This window comes from Streptomyces sp. FXJ1.172 (assembly GCF_001636945.3).
Classification (GTDB): Bacteria; Actinomycetota; Actinomycetes; order Streptomycetales; family Streptomycetaceae; genus Streptomyces.
Window position 1 is genome coordinate 9037283 of sequence record NZ_CP119133.2, and the last position, 19000, is coordinate 9056282.

Here is a 19000-nt window from a genome sequence, read left to right on the forward strand (position 1 = left end):
CGGTCATCATGCCCGAAGCCCGCCCGAGGCCTCCAGTTGCCCGACAGTGGTGATGGTGGCGAAGCGTCCGGCGAGGGCGTACTCAGTGCGCCTGATGACTTCTTCGGCGCTCAGGGTGCGAGGATCCGACAGCAATTCTGCGACGCTCTGGTCGGCGGGAGCGTCACGGTGCGGGATGGGGTTGGTCGCGGTGGCGTCGATGACGAAGGTGACCAGGTAGCCGAGGTCGCTCGCGACGCGGGTGGTGGTCTCGACGCACTGCTCGGTACGGATGCCGCAGACAGTGAGTTCGTGAATGCCGCGCTCGGTGAGAAGTTGCTGCAGGTTGGTGGTGGTGAAAGCGTTGTGCGAGGTCTTGTGGATCAGCGGTTCCGAGTCCTGGCGCTGCAACTCCTCCATCAGCCGGACATGGCCGAGGGCGGGGTCGAAGACGTCGCCGCTGCCGGGCTCGGCATGCAGTACCCACACCACTAGGTCCCCGGCCTGGCGGGCGAGCCGGACGAGTCGGTCCACCTGGTCGGCGATCTTCGGGTTGGAGATGGTCTCCCACAGCGGGCGGGCGCGGAAGGATTCCTGGACGTCGATGACGATCAGTGCTCGATTCATGTTCCCAAGCCTGACCGGCGGGCCCGGAGCGGCGACAGGCCTCATCGGGTCCGGGTACGGACCGATCCGGTCACAGCTGGAGCCGTGACCACTCGGTGCGTACTGGCCACCACGCCCTCTCTGCCATCACTGTCAGGAGGGGGGAGTGCTCTGGCGTCGTCATGTCCGGACCGTACGGTGCGTACCTTTCCTGGACGGCGGTCACGACACCGGGGCTCTCAGGGGTGCCGCTCGATCGGGTGCCCGATCGAGCCAGAGCGTGTCTGACCGTAAATGCGCTAATTATCGTAGATGGGAGACAAGATGGGGTTCCATGGCGCATAAGATGACGAAAGACGAGTGGAAGTCGTTCATTTCCGAGGGCACCCGCACGGCGAAGCTCTCGACCGTACGGGCTGATGGTTCCCCTCATATCGCTCCGGTCTGGTTCCTCCTGGACGGCGACGAGATCGTATTCAACACAGGCAGTGACACCGTCAAGGGCCGGAATCTCGCCCGCGACGGGCGTGTTGCGCTGTGCGTGGACGACGAACGGCCGCCGTTCGGTTTCGTCGTCCTCCAGGGCACAGCGGAACTCGGTGATGATCTCCCGGAAGTCCGCCGCTGGGCGACGCGTATCGCCGCCCGGTACGTGGGGGAGGAGCGGGCTGAGGAGTACGGCGCCCGCAACGGTGTTCCCGGGGAACTGCTGGTACGGCTCCGGGTCGACAAGGCCGTCGCCCTTGCCAGGATCGCGGACTGACCAGTGACGGCGCCGAACTCTCGGGTTCCCCGCCCGATCGGGTGCAGCAACGGGCAGGAACGGCAAATGGTGGCACCTCCGGATTCTCGTTCCGGCTGCTCGCGCGGCGGAGGCTTCTGATGCGGTCCCTGGCCCTTACGGCGGGCTTGGGCCTGAGCCCTGGGACCAGACCAGCTCAGGCAGCTGAAGAGCGCGGGCGCGCTCATGCGGTCGGTCTGCGGGCGGTTGAGGTGGCCGAAGAGCAGATCGGCATTCCCTACGCCTGGGGAGGCGGTGACCGTACCGGTCCGGGCCCCGGCTTCTGCGACGACAGCAACGGCTACCTCAACGGGGTCTGCGTGGCAGACTCCACCGTCGGCTTCGACTGCAGCGGCCTGACCCTGTACGCGTGGTACACCGCCAGCGGCGGCACCGTGGACCTGCCCCACTACACGGCTGCCCAGTACCGGACCAACCGCCCCGTGGACCTCGGCGAGCTACGCCCGGGAGACCTGCTGTTCTTCTCCCGTCCCGATGCCCCCCTGCATCACACCGGGATCTACGCAGGCGGCCAGGCGATGATCCACGCGGAACGCACCGGCACCCGCGTCGCACGCCTCGACGGCGTCTTCCAGGACCCCCGCTGGGGCGCCGAGTACGCGGGGGCGGTCCGCCCCGCTCCGCAGCCTTCCTCGCCGAGTTTCTGGAAGGCTCCGGCATCCCCTCGGTGACGCTCACCGAGGCGGTCGTGCAGAGACCGGTCTGTACGGTGGGCCCCGCGCGACGGGAGCCACCGTACAGACCTCCGGCACCTATCACTACGCCGCCCAGTCGAGCCGTACCTGCCACGGACCCTCCGGGTACCCGGGCAGGTCGCCACCGCCGCGGCGGATGCGGATGACATTTCCCATCCAGTTGATCAGCGGGCCGCCGAAGTCGACCGCGGCCGGCGGTCCCAGCCGGTCCCGGCCCACGCGTGCGCCGAGCGGGAGAACGTCCCGTCGGCGGGCAGCGGCCGCGGACGCCTCCCGCCGCTGTCGCGCCATGCCGGCTCGGCCATCCCAGGCTCCATATGCCGCGCACTGTGCCCCACCGACCGTCGCGGCATCTGCACCGACCTCACGGCCGAAGGGCTGGCACTTCTGGAACAAGCCCGTGCCACCTGGGGCGAAGTCCTCCATACGGTACGTGGGACGAGCAGCGGAAGACGCGCGCCTGTGTGTCCTGGTCGACGCGGTGTACACGTATGCGCCGGGGCCCCATGTGTGACCCGTCTCGCTGCGTCACGCTGCTCGGCGATGCCGCGCACCCGATGCTTGAGTGGCCTCCACCGCCCCGGCCCCGCGGCCGCGCCGGCGTCGGTCATGTGCACTCTCCACAGCGGTCGCATCCGACCCAGGGCGGCGTCGTCAGAGGGTGTGTGCCGGAGTCCCGGTGTGGCCGCCCTGAGGTCTGATCAGCCGGGGCCGTCATCTGACGGGTGTTGCGAAAGCGCTGGTCATAGCCAATCGGCAGGTGGCCATGACGACGACCAGTCTCGCCTTCTCGGATCGACAAGCCGAAACGCCGTTGCCGCTCGGCTCAGGTGTCGAGGAGTTCCGGCACGAAGATGTCCTCGCACGTCAGCTTTCGCTTCGACAGGCCCTGCTCGTGGTGGTAGCGCAAGAAGGTGTCGATGGCCTTGCGGTTCGCGGCGACGCCGTAGGGCCACCAGTCGTCGCCGAGCAGCCGACGGTTCTCCTCGAACAGCGTGCTGAACCACGGCGTGATGACGCTCATGTGCTGCTTCGTGGCGTCGTCGAGGTACTTGCGCTCGGCGAGTTCCTTGGCTTGCGTGAAGGCGTCGTACACGGCCCGTGCGAGGCCCGGCCGATGTGCCAGTTCCCTGCGGATCGCGATGATGTGCATCGGGGGGAAGATCCCGGTGCGGCGGTAGTAGTCGCGCTCCACGGCCTCGTAGTCGGGGAACAGGCGGGCGACCTTCGGGGAGCCGTCCAGCACCGCCTGCGGTACGTCGACGGAGATCAGTGCGTCGATCTCGCCGGACTCGAGCATGGCGCCCAGGGTCTGGCCGTCCTCCGCGTGGCGTACGTCGACGCCGTCCGGGACGGGCTGCGGGATCCAGCCGAAGGCGGGGATGGGGTGGTTGGTGCCGCCGATCACCCAGCGGCACTGGTCGGGGGTCACGCCGTACTCGTCGGCCAGGATGCCCTTCGGCCAGATCCCGGCGTCGTGGCCGTAGAGAGCGAACTCGCCGACGGTCCTGCCGGCCAGGTCCTGCGGCTTCACGATCCCGCCGGCGGTGTTCACGAAGATCGCCGAGTGGCGGAAGTTGCGGTTCGGCAGGATCGGCAGCGCCAGGAACGGCGCGTCGTCGAGGTCGAAGGTGCGCAGGAAGTAGGTGAGACCGAACTCGGCGAGGTCGTAGTGTCCCTCGACGGCGCGGCGGAAGATGTCCGACACGAGCGGTGCCGTCTCGAACACCGCGTCCACCCCGTCGACCGTGACCCGGCCGTCGAACAGTGCCTCGGTGTGCTCGTAGGCGTAGACGCCGATGCTCAGCTGGGTGTTCATCGGTGGATCTCCTCTCCGGGAGTCCGTGGAATGGGCCGCTTCCGTGAATGACTGTTCACTTTAGGGTGTTCCCGGGACGGTGGAGCTGTCAAGATGAATGTTCATTCACGATGAAGGAGGTGGCCATGCCGCGCATCACAGCCGGGCGCCGCGAGGCGAAGCGTGCGGAGATCGTCGCTGCGGCCCGTCGTTGCTTCGCCCGCGACGGGTTCCATCAGACCTCGATGCCGGACATCGCCGCGGAGGCAGGCATCTCGGCCGGCGCGCCTTACCGCTACTTCACGAGCAAGGAGGAGATCATCCTCGCTATCGCGGGCGACGCGTTCCGGCTGATCTTCGAACCGGTTGAGCGGCTGGCCGAGAGCGTGGACGCCCCGTCAGTCGCGGAACTGGTGGCCGCCGCGCTCGGCACGATCAGCGGCGAGACGGTGCAGGACGCGGCGGGGCACGAGGTCGCAGTGGAGGAACTGCTGCGCTGCGTCGTGCAGACGTGGGCGGAGGTGCTGCGCAACGACGAGGTACGCGGCCCGGCAGCGGAGGGCTTCGAAAGGGTCCGCGCCACCGTCGCCGACGCTCTGCGTCGCGGCCGGGCCGCGGGCACGGTGCCCGCCGCCATGGACCCGGACAGCGCAGCGCGCGTGGTGATGGGGCTGCTGCACGGACTCCTGCTCCAGCGCGTGGCCTTCGGACTCACGGACACGGCCGGCTTGGCAGACGACTTGCACGGCGGCCTGATCTTGTGAAGTGCCATGACTGCGCCAAGGCGGCGCGACACCGGCATAACGGCGGACGGACACGGCGCATTGATCCCCGCGCCCCGCGCGTCGCGGTGGCTCACTGCGCAGTACAGGAGTGCTGGCCCGGTTCATGGTGATCTACCAGCCCAACCCGGAGGTCGGCATGCGCTGCCTCTGTCCGGCGCGCTCGCCAGCTCGGCCGTCAAACGAGGATGTGCCGACGTCGTTGTGGCACGGCGCGCATACGACGAGACCCATCCCGATAGGGCATCCGGTGACCCGTGACAGTGGCCGTGCGGGCGGTGTGGCCCCACCTCAGCCGCCCACTGCCGGGCCGGTGCGCTCGCGGGCGGTGGCTCGGACGCGGGCGATGACGGGTGAGGTGGCGAAGACGTCGCCGAGTTGCGCGAGCCAGTCGGCCTCGGCGTCCAGGGGCTGATGGAGTGCGTCCGTGTCGGTGGCATCGGCGTCAGCAGGAGTCGGGAGGGCGCCGACGGCGGCGCGCTCGAGGGCGCCGGCCAGGGACGCGGCTTCGGCGATGAGTGGGACCTGGTCTGCGGCCGGGGGGAACCGACGGGGTTGCCTCAGCAAGCCAGTCGACGGTGCGGGGATCCGTGTAGTGACGGAGGATCATGCGGGCATCCTGGATCTCGATGACTCTCCGGTAGAGCGCGAAGTGCACCTGGAACGGCCCGGACTGCCTTCGCGGCGCAACCAGCGTGATCTCGGGCAGCACGGCGTGCAGTTCGCCCCATAACGGGGTGAGTGCACGGTAGCGGCGACAGGCGCCGGACCAACCGCGCACGGCGGTGGCGATCGGTGCCCACAGTGTGGTGCCGACCCCGGCCGCGAGCAGTCCGATGCACAACGAGCCCAGCACGGCGGACAAGGTGTCGTCCCCGCTGTCCTGAGTGCTGGTCATCGCTTCGCGGATCATGTCGTCGACTCCCCAGACATCTCACGCGAGGCCGGCCAGGCTGCCGAGGGTGAACAGCCGCGTCGCGGTGCGCAGGAGGCCGGGTCCAGCCAGGCGGGCACGCCGGGCCAGCGGACGGACCAACGCAGCCAGGCAGTAGCCGAGATACAGCGTGATGATCGCGTCGTACCCGACGAGGTACCACCGGTGCGACGGGCTGGTGACCAGATCGCCGTTGACCAGCCGCGGACGAGCGAGGAGTTCGTGTGCGAGTGAGGTCAGCAGGGCCCCTCCTGCCAGGACCAGTTCCCGGCGGACGGCACATCGTGGCGGCTTCGCGGCGTACAGGGCGAGGGCGAGCAGCCGGAACGCACACGCCGCGCACACGTACAGGCCGGCACCCAGCAGCACCGGCAGCAGGACCAGCCGTAGGCGCGCGGCGCTCTCGATGGTCAAGGGATCGAGCAGGCTCAGCTTGGCGCCCAGTGCCGCCGCCGCGAGGGAGCCGTACCGGGTAGCGGCCGCGAGGCCCTCCCAGCGGACGCGGCGGAGGTAGCAGGCGCTGAGTACGAAGACCGCGGCGATCAGGTAGAGGGCGATGTCAGTCACGGCCGTCGTGGTCCGGTGCTGGAGCGAAGAAGACGTTGAGGCTCAGGAACCGTTCGCGGTGCAGCGATGCCGTGTCGGCTCGGGCTGCCTTGCTCATGATCAGCGAAGCCAGCAGTTCGGCCTCCCGCTCCTGTGGTTCGTCGTAGCCGGTACGTCCGAGCACCCGCCGTACCAGGTCGGAGGACAGGTGCGGGAGGAGCACCTGGGACGTGACCGGAGAGAGCGGCGTGGTGCCCGCGTGGTCGAACAGGAGGTGGGCTGCCTCGTGGACGAGGATGTGCTGTCGGTGCAGGGGGCTGGTGTCGGCTGTGTAGAGGATGTAGTCGGTGCCGCTCGTGGACACCAGGAGGCCGCAGGGAAGGTTGGGGCGGGAGGCCACGGGGAGCAGCTCGATGGTCCGACCGCGTCTGCGGCCGAGCCGGGCGAGTATCTCCGCGGCGTCGAACGGCTCGGGCATTTCGAGCCGTTCGGCCATCTGTCTGCATCGCCGCACCGCTCATCAGGGAGATCCAGGACGGTGGTGGGGACATGAGGGTGTAGATCCTCGGTAATTACGAATTGTGTCGATATTCTCGTGCGATGTAATCGAACCAGGTGTTCCGCCTGGGTGACGAAGGGTCTGTTTCATGCGCAAGTTCCAGCGCGTTGCGGTGGTGGCGGCGGTAGTTGCGGGGCTGTCCGCTCTCGGTGCGGGGGTCAGCTCGGCTGCCGGCGGCGAAGACGAGCCTCCGCAGATCACTGCGGTGGCCAACTCGTCGGCCAGCGCTGTGGCTACTGGCGGCGACTTCAATGCCTCGCCGCAAGAGCAGGGTCACCCCGGGCCCGATGAAGGTCACGGCCAGCACCAGGGCGACGAGTAAAAAGGTACCGAGGGCGCGTCCTCCTGGCGCCACTGACGGTGCGTGGGCCTTCTTCGAAGGCCTGATAGGCATCGCACGAACTCGGCATCTCGGACACAGCGTATCGGTCTGTTCCGCAGCGTGCTGAGTGACACTCCTGTCGAAGACAGCCCGGACACGCGACGGTTTTGCCGCGGTGCGCGTCCGGGCTGCGGCAATTCTGTTCCGACCTTCTCGGGCCCGGGCGCACGCCGGTCACTGGTATGCGCGCCCGGGCCTCCGTCGTAGTCGTAAAGGAAGCGCAGTTCGCTTCGGGGAAGACCCCTGCCGTCTTGGGCCCGCACCGACAAGGACGGCGCGCATGTCATCGAGCAGACGCGGGACTGCTCGGGGCATGCGCGCACGCGTGGGCTTTCCGGCGCCCGGCTGGCGGACGGCGGACGGCGGATGGCGGATTGGTCGGCGTCGGGCCGGTCGTAGCTTGCTCCGGCATGGCAGAGCTGCCCAGGGGTTTCAAGAAGCAGCACATCGAAAACTGAGCGCTGTCGGCGCAACGGCAATCCCCGGTATCCAGCCAGCGGTTGAATACCGGGGATTGCTGCGCGGCGCTGCGCACCGCATGACACCCGAGCCATGGCGAGTGCCAGCCTTGCCGAGGAATCGAGTTTGCTGTCGAGCGACCGGCGCTCGCTGCTACACCCGATCCGGAATTCACGGCTACCCCTGGCCAGCCCTTCAGCCCCGTCGGTGTGGGCAGCGCAGGCCCGGGCCTCAGAAGGCGCTGTTGTTGCAGCCCATCGTCGAACCCAACCTGCTGGCCTGGGCGCCCGGGTTGCCCTCGCCGTTGAGGGCGTTGCCCAGCGCGCCGTTGATCAGGCCGACCTCGCCGAGGACGTCGGCGTTCAGGTCGTGCGACCTGCACTTCGAACTCTGCATGATCTGGAAGCTGTCCCCGTGCTTGCCGCCCTTGCCGCCGCCGTCGCCTGCGTAGGCTGTACCGCTGACGAGCCCGATGCTGCCGAGTGCGGCGATCAGGACGGCAACGTTGCGAAGCTTGCGCATGTCATCTCCGTGGAGTGAGTGGATGCGATCCCTGACAGATCGACTTTTTACAGCTACGGGAGATTAGTATGAAATGCGACCAAATCGGCAATGGCGCGCCGACTTTGTGATCAGGTGTCAAAAACATCCGAAAGTCGTATCGCGTGCGACCGGGCTCGTCGAACGCCATCCCGAAGGGCCCGCGCGGGGTGCGCGTCGACGTCTGGCCGTCAGCCCAGAGCGCTGGCCACGGAGTTCGGCTACGGCGCGGGGTGCGGCATCTCCCGCGTGCCGGGCTTCTTGGCTGGCTCTTCGTTACCTGCTCCCCGCCAGAGATCCGCCAGCCGGCGGTACGGCTGCGGGGTATGGCCGGGCGCGCACTTTCCTGGAGGATCTGCAGCCGGGTCAGGTCCGGTGTTGGTTTGGCTCCGTTCGGATCGGGCTGCTCGTCGAAGCCAGTCGCCTGGCAGGCGGGAGCGGTTGGGCTGACACCCAGTCAACGATCACGGTGCACTGTGGGACCCCACACATGCGGCATGCGCCTACGCGTGCCCGCCGAGCGGGTACGCGTAGGCGCATGTGCGAATCGGAGTCGTAGCGTGGGGGGCGTCGTGGACTTCCCGACAGTCCCGATCCGATGGCGTCCCACTTTGTGGTGTAGCCGATCAAGGCTAGGGCGTACGCCCCGGGGCGTGTGGTGATGGGGATTCCGCTCCCTGCCCAGCAGGCGGGCCACCTGCAACTCTCCTTGGTGAACGGCCAGTTCAACCCGGGAGGTGCACGGTGGCCCTGTCTCAGTCTGACCTACTCCGCCTGCTGGAGTCACTACGTTCGGCGGACGGGCTCGAACTCGTCCGTTCGGTGGCCGAGCGGATGCTCCAGGAATTGATCGAGGCCGAGGCGAGCGCGAGGATCGGCGCGGAGTGGAACGAACACACCGACACCCGCACCGCGCTGCGCAACGGGCACCGGGACAAGACACTGACCACGCAGGCCGGCGACCTGGACCTGGGCATACCCAAGCTGCGCTCGGGCAGCTTCTTCCCCAGCCTGCTGGAGCGCCGCGCATCGACCAGGCCCTGTTCGCCGTCGTGATGGAGGCGTACGTCCACGGGGTGTCCACCCGCTCGGTCGACGAGCTGGTCAAGGCCCTCGGTGCGGACAGCGGGATCTCCAAGAGCGAGGTCTCGCGGATCTGTGCCGACCTGGACACCCAGCTGACCGCGTTCCGCACCCGGTCGCTGGACCATGTCCGCTTCCCCATGTATCTGGATGCGACGTACTGCAAGGCCAGGGTCGCCCACCAGATCGTCTCCCGGGCCGTGGTGATCGCCACCGGTATCACCGAGGACGGCGGCCGCGAGGTGCTGGGAGTGATGGTCGGCGACAGCGAGACCGAGGTGTTCTGGACCCAGTTCCTTCGCTCCTTGCGCGAACGCGGCCTGAACGGGGTCCGGCTCGTGCTCGGCGACCACCACTCGGGCCTGGTCAAGGCGATCCGCAAGGTGATCATCGGTGCGGCCTACCAGCGGTGCAGGGTGCACTTCCTGCGCAACGTCTTCGGCGTGATCCCCAAGGACGCCGCCGAGATGGTCGCCGCCACCATCCGCACCATCTTCGCCCAGCCCGACCAGGCCGCCGTTCGCCGCCAGCTCGACACGGTCGCCGACATGCTCGGCGCGCAGTTCCCGCAGGTCAAACAGATGCTCCTGGAAGCCAAGGACGACCTGACGGCATTCGCAGCCTTCCCCGAACGACATTGGAAGAAGATCCAGTCCACGAACCCGCTGGAGCGGGTCAACCGAGAGATCAAGCGTCGCATCGATGTCGTCCAGGTCTTCCCCAACGACGACGCGCTGCTGCGGCTGGTCACCGCCGTGCTCTTCGAGATGCACGACGAGTGGATCGCCTTCCCCCGCCGCTATCTCCCCGAGGGCAGCATGGACCAGATCTACCCCGCCGAGCTCCCCGAAAGCGCCCCCGAGCTACCCAACACCACCAACACAACCGCCGATTGATCGGCTACACCACGACAAGGGACACAACCCCCGATCCGGGAAGCCTCTCGGGCCAGGGACTACGGACGACGGTTTCATCGACGCTGTCGCCTGCCGGCCCTCGTGTCCGATCCGACCGCGGTACGACTGGCTGGCCGGCCACGTAGTGGTCACGCCGACCTGACGTGGCCGGCCAGGACCTCGTTGCTGGCGACGCCGACGAGGGGAAGACGTCCGGGAGCCACCACCCCATACGTCAGGACCGCCGCCTCCTGCGAGACAGCGGTACTGACGACCAGGATCAGTTCCAGATGCCGGTTATGTCGGAAGCGTTGGCTGCGGCTCCGGCATGGGTGGTCAGACCGGCCAGGTCCTCGAGGGTGCGCAGGGTGTTGTAGTGGTTGTAGTGCGTCGAGGTGGAGCTGCCCGGAGCGACGTGCGCGCCGTAGAACACGGTGGCGATGTGGTTGCTGTGCGAGCTGTCGTCCTCGTCGAAGGTGACGGCCAGGACGCTGTTGTGCGTCTTGGCCCAGGTGGCGTAGGCGCCGAGGTTGTTCTGCAGCCAGGTGTCCCCTGTGCTGATGGAGCAGTCGTGCATGTCGTCGCACAGGTTCGGGACCACGAACGAAACCTTGGGCAGGGTCGTGTAGTCCGTCGGGAACTGCGTGAAGGTGTGTGCCGTGTTCAGCGGGACGTTGCTGAAGGCGAACCACGGGCTGTGCTTCTGGGCGTATTTGGTGGCGGAGTTGGTGCACACCGTGGAGCCCTGGGAGGGCAGGCCCTCGTTGTAGCTGTCCCACGTCTTGCCGGCCGCGATGAGTTCGGAGCCGAGGTTCGCGGCGCTGCTGAACTGCGGGGTGTAGCAGTTGTCGTTGGTGATGCCCTGGTTGTTGCCGGAGAACAGGTCCAGGTAGTTCGGCTGGCTGGGGTGGGTGATGGCGTACGACTGAGTGAGGTTGCCGCCGCCGGCCACCAGGGTGTTGTTGAGGTACGGGGCGCTCGTGCTGCCGATGACCTGCTCGTAGGAGTGGTTCTCGAGCACCACCACGATCACGTGGTCGGGGGCGGGGAGGGCGGCTGCCTGGGCAGCCGGGGCGGCCGTCCACACCCCGACCAGGGCGGCGGGGAACGCGGCGAGGGGAAGCGCCCGGCGCGAGTGCTTGATGCGGGACAGCAAGGACACGGTGGACCTCCTGTGGGAGCGGTTGGGACAGCGCGGGGGGTTGTCTACTGCTCAGGCGGTCGTCTTTGCTTCGGGCAGTAGGAGAGTAGGGGGCGCTCTCGAGGTCTTCAGGTTCTCTGAAATGAAGGCCCGCCAAACAGTCGTAGATGGCCGGAAAACGACCCTGCACATCGCGTTCACCTGCCGGGGGATGCCCGCAAAGCACGCCAGAATACTGCGGTGCAGAGGACGCACAGGATCCCGCACGGCACCCGCGGTCCTCCAGCACCCTCTTCCCCCGGCCGTCGGCGCCCAGGCGGTGACGCCGGCAGCAACGGCTCGATCCGCGACCACAACTCGTCGTCAACCAGCCATGGCTGAGGGTTTCACTTGGCCATACCCAAGCAACCGGCGCACCCTGCCGAAGGACACGGCTATCCACGTTGCGTCAGGAGTTCAAAGTCACCGGGCCTCACCTGGCCGTTCCCGCTGCGGCTTCGTACTGGTTGATCAGCCCACCGGGAACGGGTTACCGGCAGATCCGCCCCGCGCGGACCGGGAACGGGATCACGTTGCGGTCGTCGTGACGATCTGGCCGGCAACACCGGACGGGACAGCACCGCAGCGGCGAACCGGTAGATCAGCCGAACCAGCACGGTCTTCCATCATCGCAGGTCTGAGCCCGTGACCGAGTTTCGGGAGTACTCCAGGGCAGTGGGGCCGGCCGCCGGCGGGCGTACCGACAGCCCGGAACCGGGCCCGGGGAAGGTCACGGCTTACCCCCAGAGCCTGTGGCGCCCCCGGCTGGACCGTACCGTCTTCCCCTACGTCGTCGTAGACGCCACCCGCGTTTCCGGGTGCTTCCTGCATCTGATCGGCTGGACATCCCCCAGCCGCCCCCCTCCGCCGTCCAGGGATGCCGCACTCAGCCTGCTCTCAGCACCGACGTGCGAAACTGGTGGGGTCCCGGGGCGGTGCCCGGCCCCGGCGGAAGGAGCGCGGCATGTCCGGTCTCCGGCACGGATTTCTCCCGGGCGCGATCGCTCCCCTCGCGGCCGTCGCACTGCTGTCCCAGGGCGTAGCCGCGCCCGTCGCCACCAGCGCGCCGGATCACCGTGTCGACTGCCGGGTCAGCCGCTGCGTCGCCCTGACCTTTGACGACGGGCCGACCCAGTACACGGCACCCATACTGGACACGCTCCAACGCGAGCACGTACCGGCCACGTTCTTCCTCATCGGGCCGCACGCGTTGCGCTACCGGGCGGACACGCTCAGGGAGTACCGGTCCGGGGACGCGATCGGGGACCACACCGTCACCCATCCCCACCTCACCCGTCTCCCGCTCGCCCGGATCGAGGACGAGATCCGCACCGCGGCACGGCAGATCGCCTCCGTCACCGGGCAACGGCCGACGCTTTTCCGGCCCCCGTTCGGGGCGTGGGACGCGCGGGTGCGGAAGGCGGCCGGTGCGGAGGGCATGGCGGTGATCATGTGGAGCGTCGCCGCCCGGGACTGGAAGTTCCACGAACCGCCGGTCATCGCGCACCGCGTGCTGAGCCTGGTGCGGCCGGGCGCGATCGTCGTCCTGCACGACCGGTACGCGACCACTCCGCCGGCGGTCCCCCACATCGTCCGCGCGCTCCGGGCCCGCGGCTACCACTTGGTCACGGTGCCCCAACTGTTCCGATCGACAGGAGATTTGAAACCCGGAGTGGTCGTTCACCACGGTCCGTGACCGCCGCCCGACCACCCGCACCCGCATCCGCTCGCCGCGGGCTGTCAGGTGCCCGGCCGCCCAGGACCGCATCACCTGCACCGGGGCGGTCCGGCCCGACTGGGCGTTCTTCCTCCTCTACCGGGAACTCGGCGCTGTCGGCACTGAGCAGTTCCATGAGCCGGGGCCGGTGCAGGCAGGCGATGTCTTCGAGCAGTCCGGGATGGCGGAGCAGGGCGGCGGCTTCGGTGTCCCGGTCACTGGGGTCGGTCAGCCGCTGACGGCTGCTGGCGGTGTGGTGCTCGGTTGTGGGAAGGACCTGTTGTGCGAAGGACCCGGTGGGCGCGTGTTGCCAGGATGGGGTCGGCCAGGAGGCAGGCTGCCCAGCTGACGACGAGTGCCCGGCTGGGTGCGCTGGATGCAGCCGAGCTGCCGCCGGCCGAGAGTGTCATCGCAGCCGACGCGCGGGTCGATGACCCGCAGCGCGACTTGGAGGGCCCGGCGATCGACCTGCCGGCCAGGCGGCAGCCAGTCGTCACCGACCTGCGGAGCGTGGTCACCAGCCTGCGGATGAGCGCGGACCTGGAGCGGGCCGGGGTCCAGGCTCAGCACGTGGCGAAACTGCCCCGGCTGCGCCGCCCCGAACGTGCGGTGCCGGACGATGTGCACCGCACAGTGCTGGACATGGGCCGCCTTGCCCAGCGTCTGATGGCGCGGGCCGCCGAGGTACTGATCACCGAAGACGTCGACGCCGCCCTGCGTCTGGAGCAGGACGACGTCCGAACGGACGAGCTGCACCGGATGGTCTTCCAGCACCAGGTTCACGACCGGTGGGAGCGCGGCGTGGAAAAACGGCCGTCGATGTCACGCTGGTCGGCCGCTACGACGACCGCTTCGCAGACCGTGCCGTCTCGGTCACCCGGCGCCTTGTTCACCTGGTCACCGGCGAGCACGCGAACGCATTCCGCCCCGGCACCCCGCCAGCGCCCCGACCCTGGGTGAACGGAGCATGCGGGCGGTCAGGCGATGGTGGGCTGCTGGTCGGCCGGCACGTCAAGGCCGTGGGCGGCGACCAGGTGCGCGCGGCCGTCGGCCAGGCGGTAGGACAGGCCGACGACGGCCGTCTGCCCGGCGGCGACCTGCTCGGCCAGTACCCGGGAGCGGTCGGTCAGGAGGGCGACGGTTGCCCGTACGTGCTCGTTTATGAAGTCCGCGTCGGTGCTGGCGCCGGCGGCACGGGCGGCCAGCACGCTGGGGGTGACGCGCTCGACGACGTCGCGTACGTATCCGTCGGCGGTGGTGCCCTCGTCCACGGCTGCCCGGGTCGCCGCGACGGCACCGCACGCGTCGTGGCCGAGGACCACCACCAGCGGGCAGCTCAGCACGCTCACTCCGTACTCGATGCTGCCGAGCACTTCCGGACCCATCACGTGGCCGGCGGTGCGCACCACGAAGAGGTCTCCCAGCCCGCGGTCGAAGATGATCTCGGCGGCCAGACGGGAGTCGGAACAGCCGAACAGGACGGCGAAGGGCCGCTGGCCGGGGGCGGTCTCGGCGCGGCGGGCGGCATCCTGGTTCGGGTGCTCGGGCGTGCTCAAGGCGAATCGGTCGTTGCCGGCCAGCAGCATCTCGAAGGCTTCCTGCGGGCTCGGGGCGGCGGCGTGGGTCATGGCGGAAGGTTAAGGCCAGGACCTGGCTCATCGCCCGGCGGGGGTCGCCCGGAGAGGCAGCGGGCACGCGTCCCCCGGGCGTGTCGGCGCGGGACGTCCGGGGGACGGTGTTCACCGGCCGGTGCAACCGGCAAAGGTGGGGGTGCGGCCCCGTATCGCTGGGAGAGCAGCCGGCGGGGCTGAGAAGAAGCTGTGTCAGAACCGGTGATCTGTGACGTTCAGTAGCCAGACGCAGATCCACGGTCGTCCTGGCCCGGGGCGGCCAGACCCCGATAGCGTCTGGTGAATCCGGATCCTGCACCTGTCGGACACCCACCTCGACCGCCGCGACGCACCGAACAAGCACGGGGTCAACGCCACCCAGTACCTGCGCCGGATGCTCGCCGACCTGCAGCATCTGCAGACCATCGACGCCATCGACGCCATCGTCGTCAGCGGCGACATCGCCGACGACGGGTCACCGGAGGCCTATGTCGCCGCGCGCGACATTGTGCACGCGTTCGCCGCGGAGCGGACCGCCCCGGTGATCTGCAGCACCGGCAACCATGACTACGGGGTGTCGTTTGGATCATGCCGATCCGCACCGTTCGTCACAGCCGACCTGGTCCGAACAACGCCCCCTAGCTCCGGGACATCCTGCGCACGCCGGCACCCCACGGCACCGTCCTGGTCTTCCACCACCCGCCCATCACCCTGGACGTCGAGGTCCAGCAGGCCCTGGGCCTGCAGAACCCGTCCGAACTGGCCGACACCATCCGCGGCAGCGACGTCCGCCTCATCCTCTGCGGCCACTTCCACCTGCAGATCTTCGGCCTCCTGGAAACGGTGCCGGTCTGGGTCACCCCGGGCGTCGTCAGCCGCGTCGACCTCACCGCCGTCCCGGGCGCCGAACGGGCCGTGCGCGGGGCATCCACCAGCCTGGTCCAACTCAACCCTGCCCACGGCCCGCTGTTCCACACGCTCCACGCCCGCGACCCGCAGGCCGGCGAGACGGTCTACGAACTCGACGAACAGCAGCTCCGCTCCGTCATCGACCAGCTCGGCCCCGACGCCTGTCCACGAGCCACCAGACACGTTCGCAACTGCGTCAGTTCGATGTCGGCGTACTCGCCGCGAGGACGACACCAAGCCCGGCCATGGTCACACCACCCGTGCCCGTGACCACCTCGAGGCGACGCGGCGGGCGGGTGAACCACGAGCGCGCGCTGCTCGACACCAGGTTCCACGCCGAGTCACAGACGACTGCGATCACGGCGAAGACGAACCCGAAGACGATCATTTGTGCTGACGATGAGTTCGCGAATGAACTCCGCGAGCGCGGCGAAGACATGGAAGACGAGTCGGCCGCCGGGGGCGGTGGTGTTCAGGTTCTCGTCCGCGTCCTGCGCTGGCTCCTGAGTGGTCGTCATGGCCCGCCGGTCAGCAGATTCTGGAGGTCCTCGCGAAATCCCTTGCGCAATGGTCAAGAGTCGTTGACCATTGCTCGCATGCCTACTGATGATCTCCCCGAGACGTTTCACGTCACCACGGACGAGCAGCTGCGCGCCGTCTCCAATCTCACGCGCCACCGGATCATGGCCGTGCTCCGCTTCGAGCCGGCGACGATTACGCAGATCGCCGAGCGGGTGGGCCTTGCGAAGGGAAGTTCCAGCTATCACGTGCGGCTGCTGGAGCGGGCCGGCTTGGTGAAGGTGGTACGGACGCGGAAGGTGCGGGGTGTCACCGAGCGGTACTACGCGATGGCCGCGCGGGCGATCGTGCTGCCGGATCCGGGCGAGGGAGGGCCGGATGTGCTGATGCGGCATGCGGTGGCGGACCTGGAGGCGTCACCGGTGGGTGGCGAACGGCACGTACGGATGGCGCATCTGCGGCTCACCGAGGAGCAGTTCGCGCAGCTGGGGGCGCGGCTGCAGGCACTGGCGGACGAGTACCGGGAGCTGTCCGATCCCGCGCTGCCGGACGCGTCACTCGTCTTCGCGCTGTTCCACCCGGCACCGCGCGATCAGGCCGAGGAGGGCGCCAAGTGACCTCAGACGTCCGGAAGTTGCCGACCGGGTTCGGACGGCTGTGGACCGCGCAGACGGTGTCCTCGCTCGGCGACGGGGTGTCGCATGCCGCGCTGCCGCTGCTCGCGTTGACGTTGACGCGGGATCCGATGGCGCTCGCCGTCGTCACGGCCGCCGGGACGCTGCCGTGGCTGCTCTTCGGGGTGCTCGGCGGTGCGCTGGTGGACCGCTGGGACCGTCGGCGAACTATGTGGGTCATGGACGCGGCGCGTGCGCTGCTGCTCGCGATACCGGCGGCAGCGGCCGCGCTCGACACGCTGAGCATTCCGCTGCTGGCGGCCGTCGCCTTCCTGCTCGGCCTCGGGGGACTCTTCTTCGACACGGCCGCCACGGCCTATCTGCCGGATCTGCTCGGCCGCGACCCCGCACTCCTGGAGCGAGCCAACTCTCGCTTGCGCGGCGCCCAGACCGCCATGTCCGGCTTCGCGGGGCCGCCTGCGGGCAGTGCGCTGCTCGCGCTCGGGCGGGCGGTTCCGCTGCTCGCCGACGCGGTGTCGTTCATGCTCTCCGCACTGCTCGTACGGTCGCTTCCCGCCGTACCCCGGCCCGTGCCGGAGATCCGCGAGTCGCTGCTTCGGCAGGCGCGGGCCGGGGCCTCGTACGTCTTCGGGGACCGGTTGCTGCTCGGGCTCGCGCTCCGCCCGGCGGTCGGGAACATCGCCTTCCTCGCTGTGGAGACCGTACTCGCCCTCTTCGCGCACGACCGCCTCGGCATCGACACCTACGGCTTCGGCCTGCTCCTCACAGCGGAGGCCACCGGCGGTCTGCTCGGTGCAGGCATCGCCTCCTGCCTTGGCCGACGACTCGGCACCGGCACCGCACTGACCTGCACGGCCGCAGTCGAAGGGCTTGCCATCCTGGGCCTTGCCGCTGCCCCGAACCCGTACGTGGCCGGGCTGGCGCTCGCCGTCTGCGGGGCCGGCATGGGCGCCACGATGGTGCTCGGGCCCTCCCTCCGGCAGGCGATCGTCCCGGCCCACCTCATGGGCCGGGTCGCCTCCACCTCCCGCATGCTGGCCATGTGCGCCGCACCCATCGGGGCCTTCCTCGGCGGCTGGCTGGCCACCACCTACGACATCCGTACCCCGCTCTACGCCGCCGCCGTCCTCCTCCTGGCGATGACGGCCGTCACGGCCTCCATGACCAGCAACCGCTGGGTCGAAGGGGCGCTGCGTGCCGCTGCCCCGGCCGGCGGCCCGGATCACCCGGCATCCGAGGATCGAGCCCAGGAGAGTGCACCCGACTTGTTGTGACGCCTTCGCGGCAGGGGCCACAACAAGTCGGGTACTCCCACTGCCTTCGCCGGAAATCCCACTCGTCGCGCCCCGCGGGGGCCTGTCAGCTGCGCGGGGAACAGCCGAAGGAGTGCCCGTTGATCAGCGACGAGACTTTGCGCGGACGCGGCGGGAGGCAGCGCCTGGCGGGGGGTTCCTCGGGGGTGAGGAGGCCGAGGTCGAAGCCGGCGCGGTGGCAGCCTGGTCCAGACCGGCGCCGAGTCCTACCGACTCGCCCTCACTCAGGCCCGCGCAGCCGTCCAGGACTCGGCCGGGTGATGCTTGAGCTGTCGGCAATCCGGCTTGATGTCACACCGAGACCTGCCAGGATGACGGCGTGGGGAAGAACATGGCGGTGCGTCGGCTCGATCTGGGGTACTTCATTCGGCCTGCGTCAGAGACGGGTGGCCCACAACCGCGGGTCGAACCTGTTCTTGCCTACCTGGTCCGACATGACCAGGGGCTGATCCTCTTCGACACCGGCATCGGCAACGCGGACCCCGAGACCGAAGCGCACTACCGACCCCGGCGCCGTGCCTTGCAGGACGCCCTGACGGCTTCTGGAGCCGCCCTGGAGGACATCTCCCTGGTCGTCAACTGCCACCTTCACTTCGACCACTGCGGCGGCAATCCCCTCCTGGGTGGCAAGCCCATCCTGGTTCAGGACGTCGAACTGGCAACAGCCCGACGGGGCGGCTACACCTTCGAAGAACTGGTCGACTTCCCCGGCGTGGCCTACGAGGAACTCGCCGGTGAGACCGAGGTCTGGCCGGGAGTCTGGATCATTCCGACGCCCGGGCACACCCAAGGGCACCAGTCGCTGGTCCTCCGCCAAGGGGACGGCACCGTAGTCCTCGCCGGCCAGGCACACGACTTCGCGTCCCATTTCGCATCCGACCAGCTGGCCCGCCACGCAGCACTCAGCGGCGAGGAACAGCCACTTCCCGCCTATCAGCCCTGGCTCGAGCGACTCGCCGGCTTCGATCCACGACGTGTGCTCTTCGCCCATGACTGCTCGGTCTGGGAGCCGTCGCAAAGCACCTTTCGGAGCTGATCGGACGACGCCAGGCTGCA

At 68.8% G+C, this 19000-nt stretch carries 18 protein-coding genes and 3 pseudogenes; 11 read left to right on the plus strand and 10 right to left on the minus strand.

Annotation, left to right across the window (positions count from 1 at the left end):
• Positions 1 to 6: 6 nt before the first annotated feature.
• A complete protein-coding gene (locus A6P39_RS40660; RefSeq protein ID WP_067055860.1) occupies positions 7 to 606 on the minus strand; it encodes an isochorismatase family protein in 600 nt (199 codons plus the stop codon).
• Positions 607 to 931: 325 nt separating this feature from the next.
• On the opposite strand from A6P39_RS40660, the gene A6P39_RS40665 reads away from it, so the two are divergent.
• Together A6P39_RS40665 and A6P39_RS40670 are read left to right on the plus strand one after the other, a co-directional pair.
• Positions 932 to 1348, plus strand: coding sequence for a PPOX class F420-dependent oxidoreductase (locus A6P39_RS40665; RefSeq protein ID WP_079133817.1), 417 nt, complete (start codon positions 932 to 934; stop codon positions 1346 to 1348).
• A gap of 230 nt (positions 1349 to 1578) precedes the next feature.
• The gene (locus A6P39_RS40670) at positions 1579 to 2058 is read left to right on the plus strand and encodes a C40 family peptidase (protein WP_067055855.1); all 480 of its coding nucleotides are present in this window, start codon (positions 1579 to 1581) and stop codon (positions 2056 to 2058) included.
• An 87-nt stretch (positions 2059 to 2145) separates the two neighbouring features.
• Here the strand turns inward: A6P39_RS40670 and A6P39_RS40675 are convergent, their stop codons facing one another.
• Both A6P39_RS40675 and A6P39_RS40685 read right to left on the minus strand, forming a co-directional pair.
• Positions 2146 to 2373, minus strand: a complete 228-nt coding sequence (locus A6P39_RS40675; protein WP_234379276.1) for a hypothetical protein — start codon at positions 2371 to 2373, stop codon at positions 2146 to 2148.
• 535 nt (positions 2374 to 2908) lie between these two features.
• Positions 2909 to 3901 (minus strand): 4,5-dihydroxyphthalate decarboxylase, encoded by a 993-nt coding sequence (locus A6P39_RS40685; protein WP_067055853.1) that lies wholly within the window; start codon positions 3899 to 3901, stop codon positions 2909 to 2911.
• Positions 3902 to 4026: 125 nt separating this feature from the next.
• Between A6P39_RS40685 and A6P39_RS40690 the strand changes: the two genes are divergently transcribed.
• The gene (locus A6P39_RS40690) at positions 4027 to 4644 is read left to right on the plus strand and encodes a TetR/AcrR family transcriptional regulator (RefSeq protein WP_067055869.1); all 618 of its coding nucleotides are present in this window, start codon (positions 4027 to 4029) and stop codon (positions 4642 to 4644) included.
• 463 nt (positions 4645 to 5107) lie between these two features.
• On the opposite strand, the gene A6P39_RS40695 is transcribed toward A6P39_RS40690, so the two are convergent.
• From A6P39_RS40695 to A6P39_RS40705, 3 genes are read right to left on the minus strand one after another with little or no spacing between them, the layout of a single operon-like run.
• Positions 5108 to 5575, minus strand: a complete 468-nt coding sequence (locus tag A6P39_RS40695) for a DUF6545 domain-containing protein (RefSeq protein WP_331454185.1) — start codon at positions 5573 to 5575, stop codon at positions 5108 to 5110.
• 21 nt (positions 5576 to 5596) lie between these two features.
• Entirely contained in the window at positions 5597 to 6163 is a 567-nt protein-coding gene (locus tag A6P39_RS40700; RefSeq protein WP_234379271.1) for a hypothetical protein, read from the minus strand.
• Positions 6156 to 6638, minus strand: a complete 483-nt coding sequence (locus tag A6P39_RS40705) for a ParH-like protein (protein ID WP_067055847.1) — start codon at positions 6636 to 6638, stop codon at positions 6156 to 6158. The genes A6P39_RS40700 and A6P39_RS40705 overlap by 8 nt, the downstream gene beginning before the upstream one ends.
• A 151-nt stretch (positions 6639 to 6789) precedes the next feature.
• On the opposite strand from A6P39_RS40705, the gene A6P39_RS40710 reads away from it, so the two are divergent.
• Complete coding sequence (locus A6P39_RS40710; RefSeq protein WP_067055843.1) at positions 6790 to 7023, plus strand: hypothetical protein; 234 nt, start codon at positions 6790 to 6792, stop codon at positions 7021 to 7023.
• A gap of 750 nt (positions 7024 to 7773) precedes the next feature.
• Here the strand turns inward: A6P39_RS40710 and A6P39_RS40715 are convergent.
• Positions 7774 to 8064 (minus strand): hypothetical protein, encoded by a 291-nt coding sequence (locus tag A6P39_RS40715; RefSeq protein WP_067055840.1) that lies wholly within the window; start codon positions 8062 to 8064, stop codon positions 7774 to 7776.
• Between the two features lie 762 nt (positions 8065 to 8826).
• On the opposite strand from A6P39_RS40715, the pseudogene A6P39_RS40720 reads away from it, so the two are divergent.
• Positions 8827 to 10061: pseudogene (locus tag A6P39_RS40720) on the plus strand (IS256 family transposase).
• A 280-nt stretch (positions 10062 to 10341) separates the two neighbouring features.
• On the opposite strand, the gene A6P39_RS40725 reads toward A6P39_RS40720, so the two are convergent.
• Positions 10342 to 11223 carry an alkaline phosphatase family protein gene (locus A6P39_RS40725; protein WP_079133112.1) on the minus strand — a complete coding sequence of 294 codons (882 nt, stop codon included), beginning with the start codon at positions 11221 to 11223 and terminating at the stop codon, positions 10342 to 10344.
• 982 nt (positions 11224 to 12205) lie between these two features.
• On the opposite strand from A6P39_RS40725, the gene A6P39_RS40730 reads away from it, so the two are divergent.
• Entirely contained in the window at positions 12206 to 12937 is a 732-nt protein-coding gene (locus A6P39_RS40730; RefSeq protein ID WP_067039395.1) for a polysaccharide deacetylase family protein, read from the plus strand.
• A gap of 336 nt (positions 12938 to 13273) precedes the next feature.
• Positions 13274 to 13896, plus strand: a pseudogene (locus tag A6P39_RS40735) (phosphate signaling complex PhoU family protein); the annotation flags it as partial.
• 39 nt (positions 13897 to 13935) lie between these two features.
• Here A6P39_RS40735 and A6P39_RS40740 read toward each other — a convergent pair.
• Positions 13936 to 14586, minus strand: a complete 651-nt coding sequence (locus tag A6P39_RS40740; RefSeq protein ID WP_067039397.1) for a carbonic anhydrase — start codon at positions 14584 to 14586, stop codon at positions 13936 to 13938.
• A gap of 301 nt (positions 14587 to 14887) precedes the next feature.
• On the opposite strand from A6P39_RS40740, the pseudogene A6P39_RS40745 reads away from it, so the two are divergent.
• Positions 14888 to 15091 (plus strand): annotated as a pseudogene (locus A6P39_RS40745) (metallophosphoesterase); the annotation flags it as partial.
• Positions 15092 to 15135: 44 nt separating this feature from the next.
• Here A6P39_RS40745 and A6P39_RS40750 read toward each other — a convergent pair.
• Positions 15136 to 15660 carry a hypothetical protein gene (locus A6P39_RS40750; protein WP_067039398.1) on the minus strand — a complete coding sequence of 175 codons (525 nt, stop codon included), beginning with the start codon at positions 15658 to 15660 and terminating at the stop codon, positions 15136 to 15138.
• Positions 15661 to 16073: 413 nt separating this feature from the next.
• On the opposite strand from A6P39_RS40750, the gene A6P39_RS40760 reads away from it, so the two are divergent.
• The 3 genes from A6P39_RS40760 (at position 16074) to A6P39_RS40770 (ending at position 18980) form a co-directional block, all read left to right on the plus strand.
• On the plus strand, positions 16074 to 16613 hold the full coding sequence (locus A6P39_RS40760; RefSeq protein WP_067039400.1) for an ArsR/SmtB family transcription factor: 540 nt from the start codon (positions 16074 to 16076) through the stop codon (positions 16611 to 16613).
• On the plus strand, positions 16610 to 17905 hold the full coding sequence (locus tag A6P39_RS40765) for an MFS transporter (RefSeq protein WP_079133114.1): 1296 nt from the start codon (positions 16610 to 16612) through the stop codon (positions 17903 to 17905). Before A6P39_RS40760 ends, A6P39_RS40765 begins: the two co-directional genes overlap by 4 nt.
• Positions 17906 to 18275: 370 nt before the next feature.
• A complete protein-coding gene (locus tag A6P39_RS40770) occupies positions 18276 to 18980 on the plus strand; it encodes an N-acyl homoserine lactonase family protein (RefSeq protein WP_443053086.1) in 705 nt (234 codons plus the stop codon).
• Positions 18981 to 19000: the final 20 nt, after the last annotated feature.

What these genes read in the sequence shown, in the direction of transcription:
- A6P39_RS40660 (WP_067055860.1), bottom strand. Translation starts at nt 606, where the DNA reads ATGAATCGAGCACTGATCGTCATCGACGTCCAGGAATCCTTCCGCGCC.
- A6P39_RS40665 (WP_079133817.1), top strand. Translation starts at nt 932, where the DNA reads ATGACGAAAGACGAGTGGAAGTCGTTCATTTCCGAGGGCACCCGCACG.
- A6P39_RS40675 (WP_234379276.1), bottom strand. Translation starts at nt 2,373, where the DNA reads ATGGCGCGACAGCGGCGGGAGGCGTCCGCGGCCGCTGCCCGCCGACGG.
- A6P39_RS40685 (WP_067055853.1), bottom strand. Translation starts at nt 3,901, where the DNA reads ATGAACACCCAGCTGAGCATCGGCGTCTACGCCTACGAGCACACCGAG.
- A6P39_RS40690 (WP_067055869.1), top strand. Translation starts at nt 4,027, where the DNA reads ATGCCGCGCATCACAGCCGGGCGCCGCGAGGCGAAGCGTGCGGAGATC.
- A6P39_RS40695 (WP_331454185.1), bottom strand. Translation starts at nt 5,575, where the DNA reads ATGATCCGCGAAGCGATGACCAGCACTCAGGACAGCGGGGACGACACC.
- A6P39_RS40705 (WP_067055847.1), bottom strand. Translation starts at nt 6,638, where the DNA reads ATGGCCGAACGGCTCGAAATGCCCGAGCCGTTCGACGCCGCGGAGATA.
- A6P39_RS40710 (WP_067055843.1), top strand. Translation starts at nt 6,790, where the DNA reads ATGCGCAAGTTCCAGCGCGTTGCGGTGGTGGCGGCGGTAGTTGCGGGG.
- A6P39_RS40715 (WP_067055840.1), bottom strand. Translation starts at nt 8,064, where the DNA reads ATGCGCAAGCTTCGCAACGTTGCCGTCCTGATCGCCGCACTCGGCAGC.
- A6P39_RS40730 (WP_067039395.1), top strand. Translation starts at nt 12,206, where the DNA reads ATGTCCGGTCTCCGGCACGGATTTCTCCCGGGCGCGATCGCTCCCCTC.
- A6P39_RS40740 (WP_067039397.1), bottom strand. Translation starts at nt 14,586, where the DNA reads ATGACCCACGCCGCCGCCCCGAGCCCGCAGGAAGCCTTCGAGATGCTG.
- A6P39_RS40760 (WP_067039400.1), top strand. Translation starts at nt 16,074, where the DNA reads ATGCCTACTGATGATCTCCCCGAGACGTTTCACGTCACCACGGACGAG.
- A6P39_RS40770 (WP_443053086.1), top strand. Translation starts at nt 18,276, where the DNA reads ATGGCGGTGCGTCGGCTCGATCTGGGGTACTTCATTCGGCCTGCGTCA.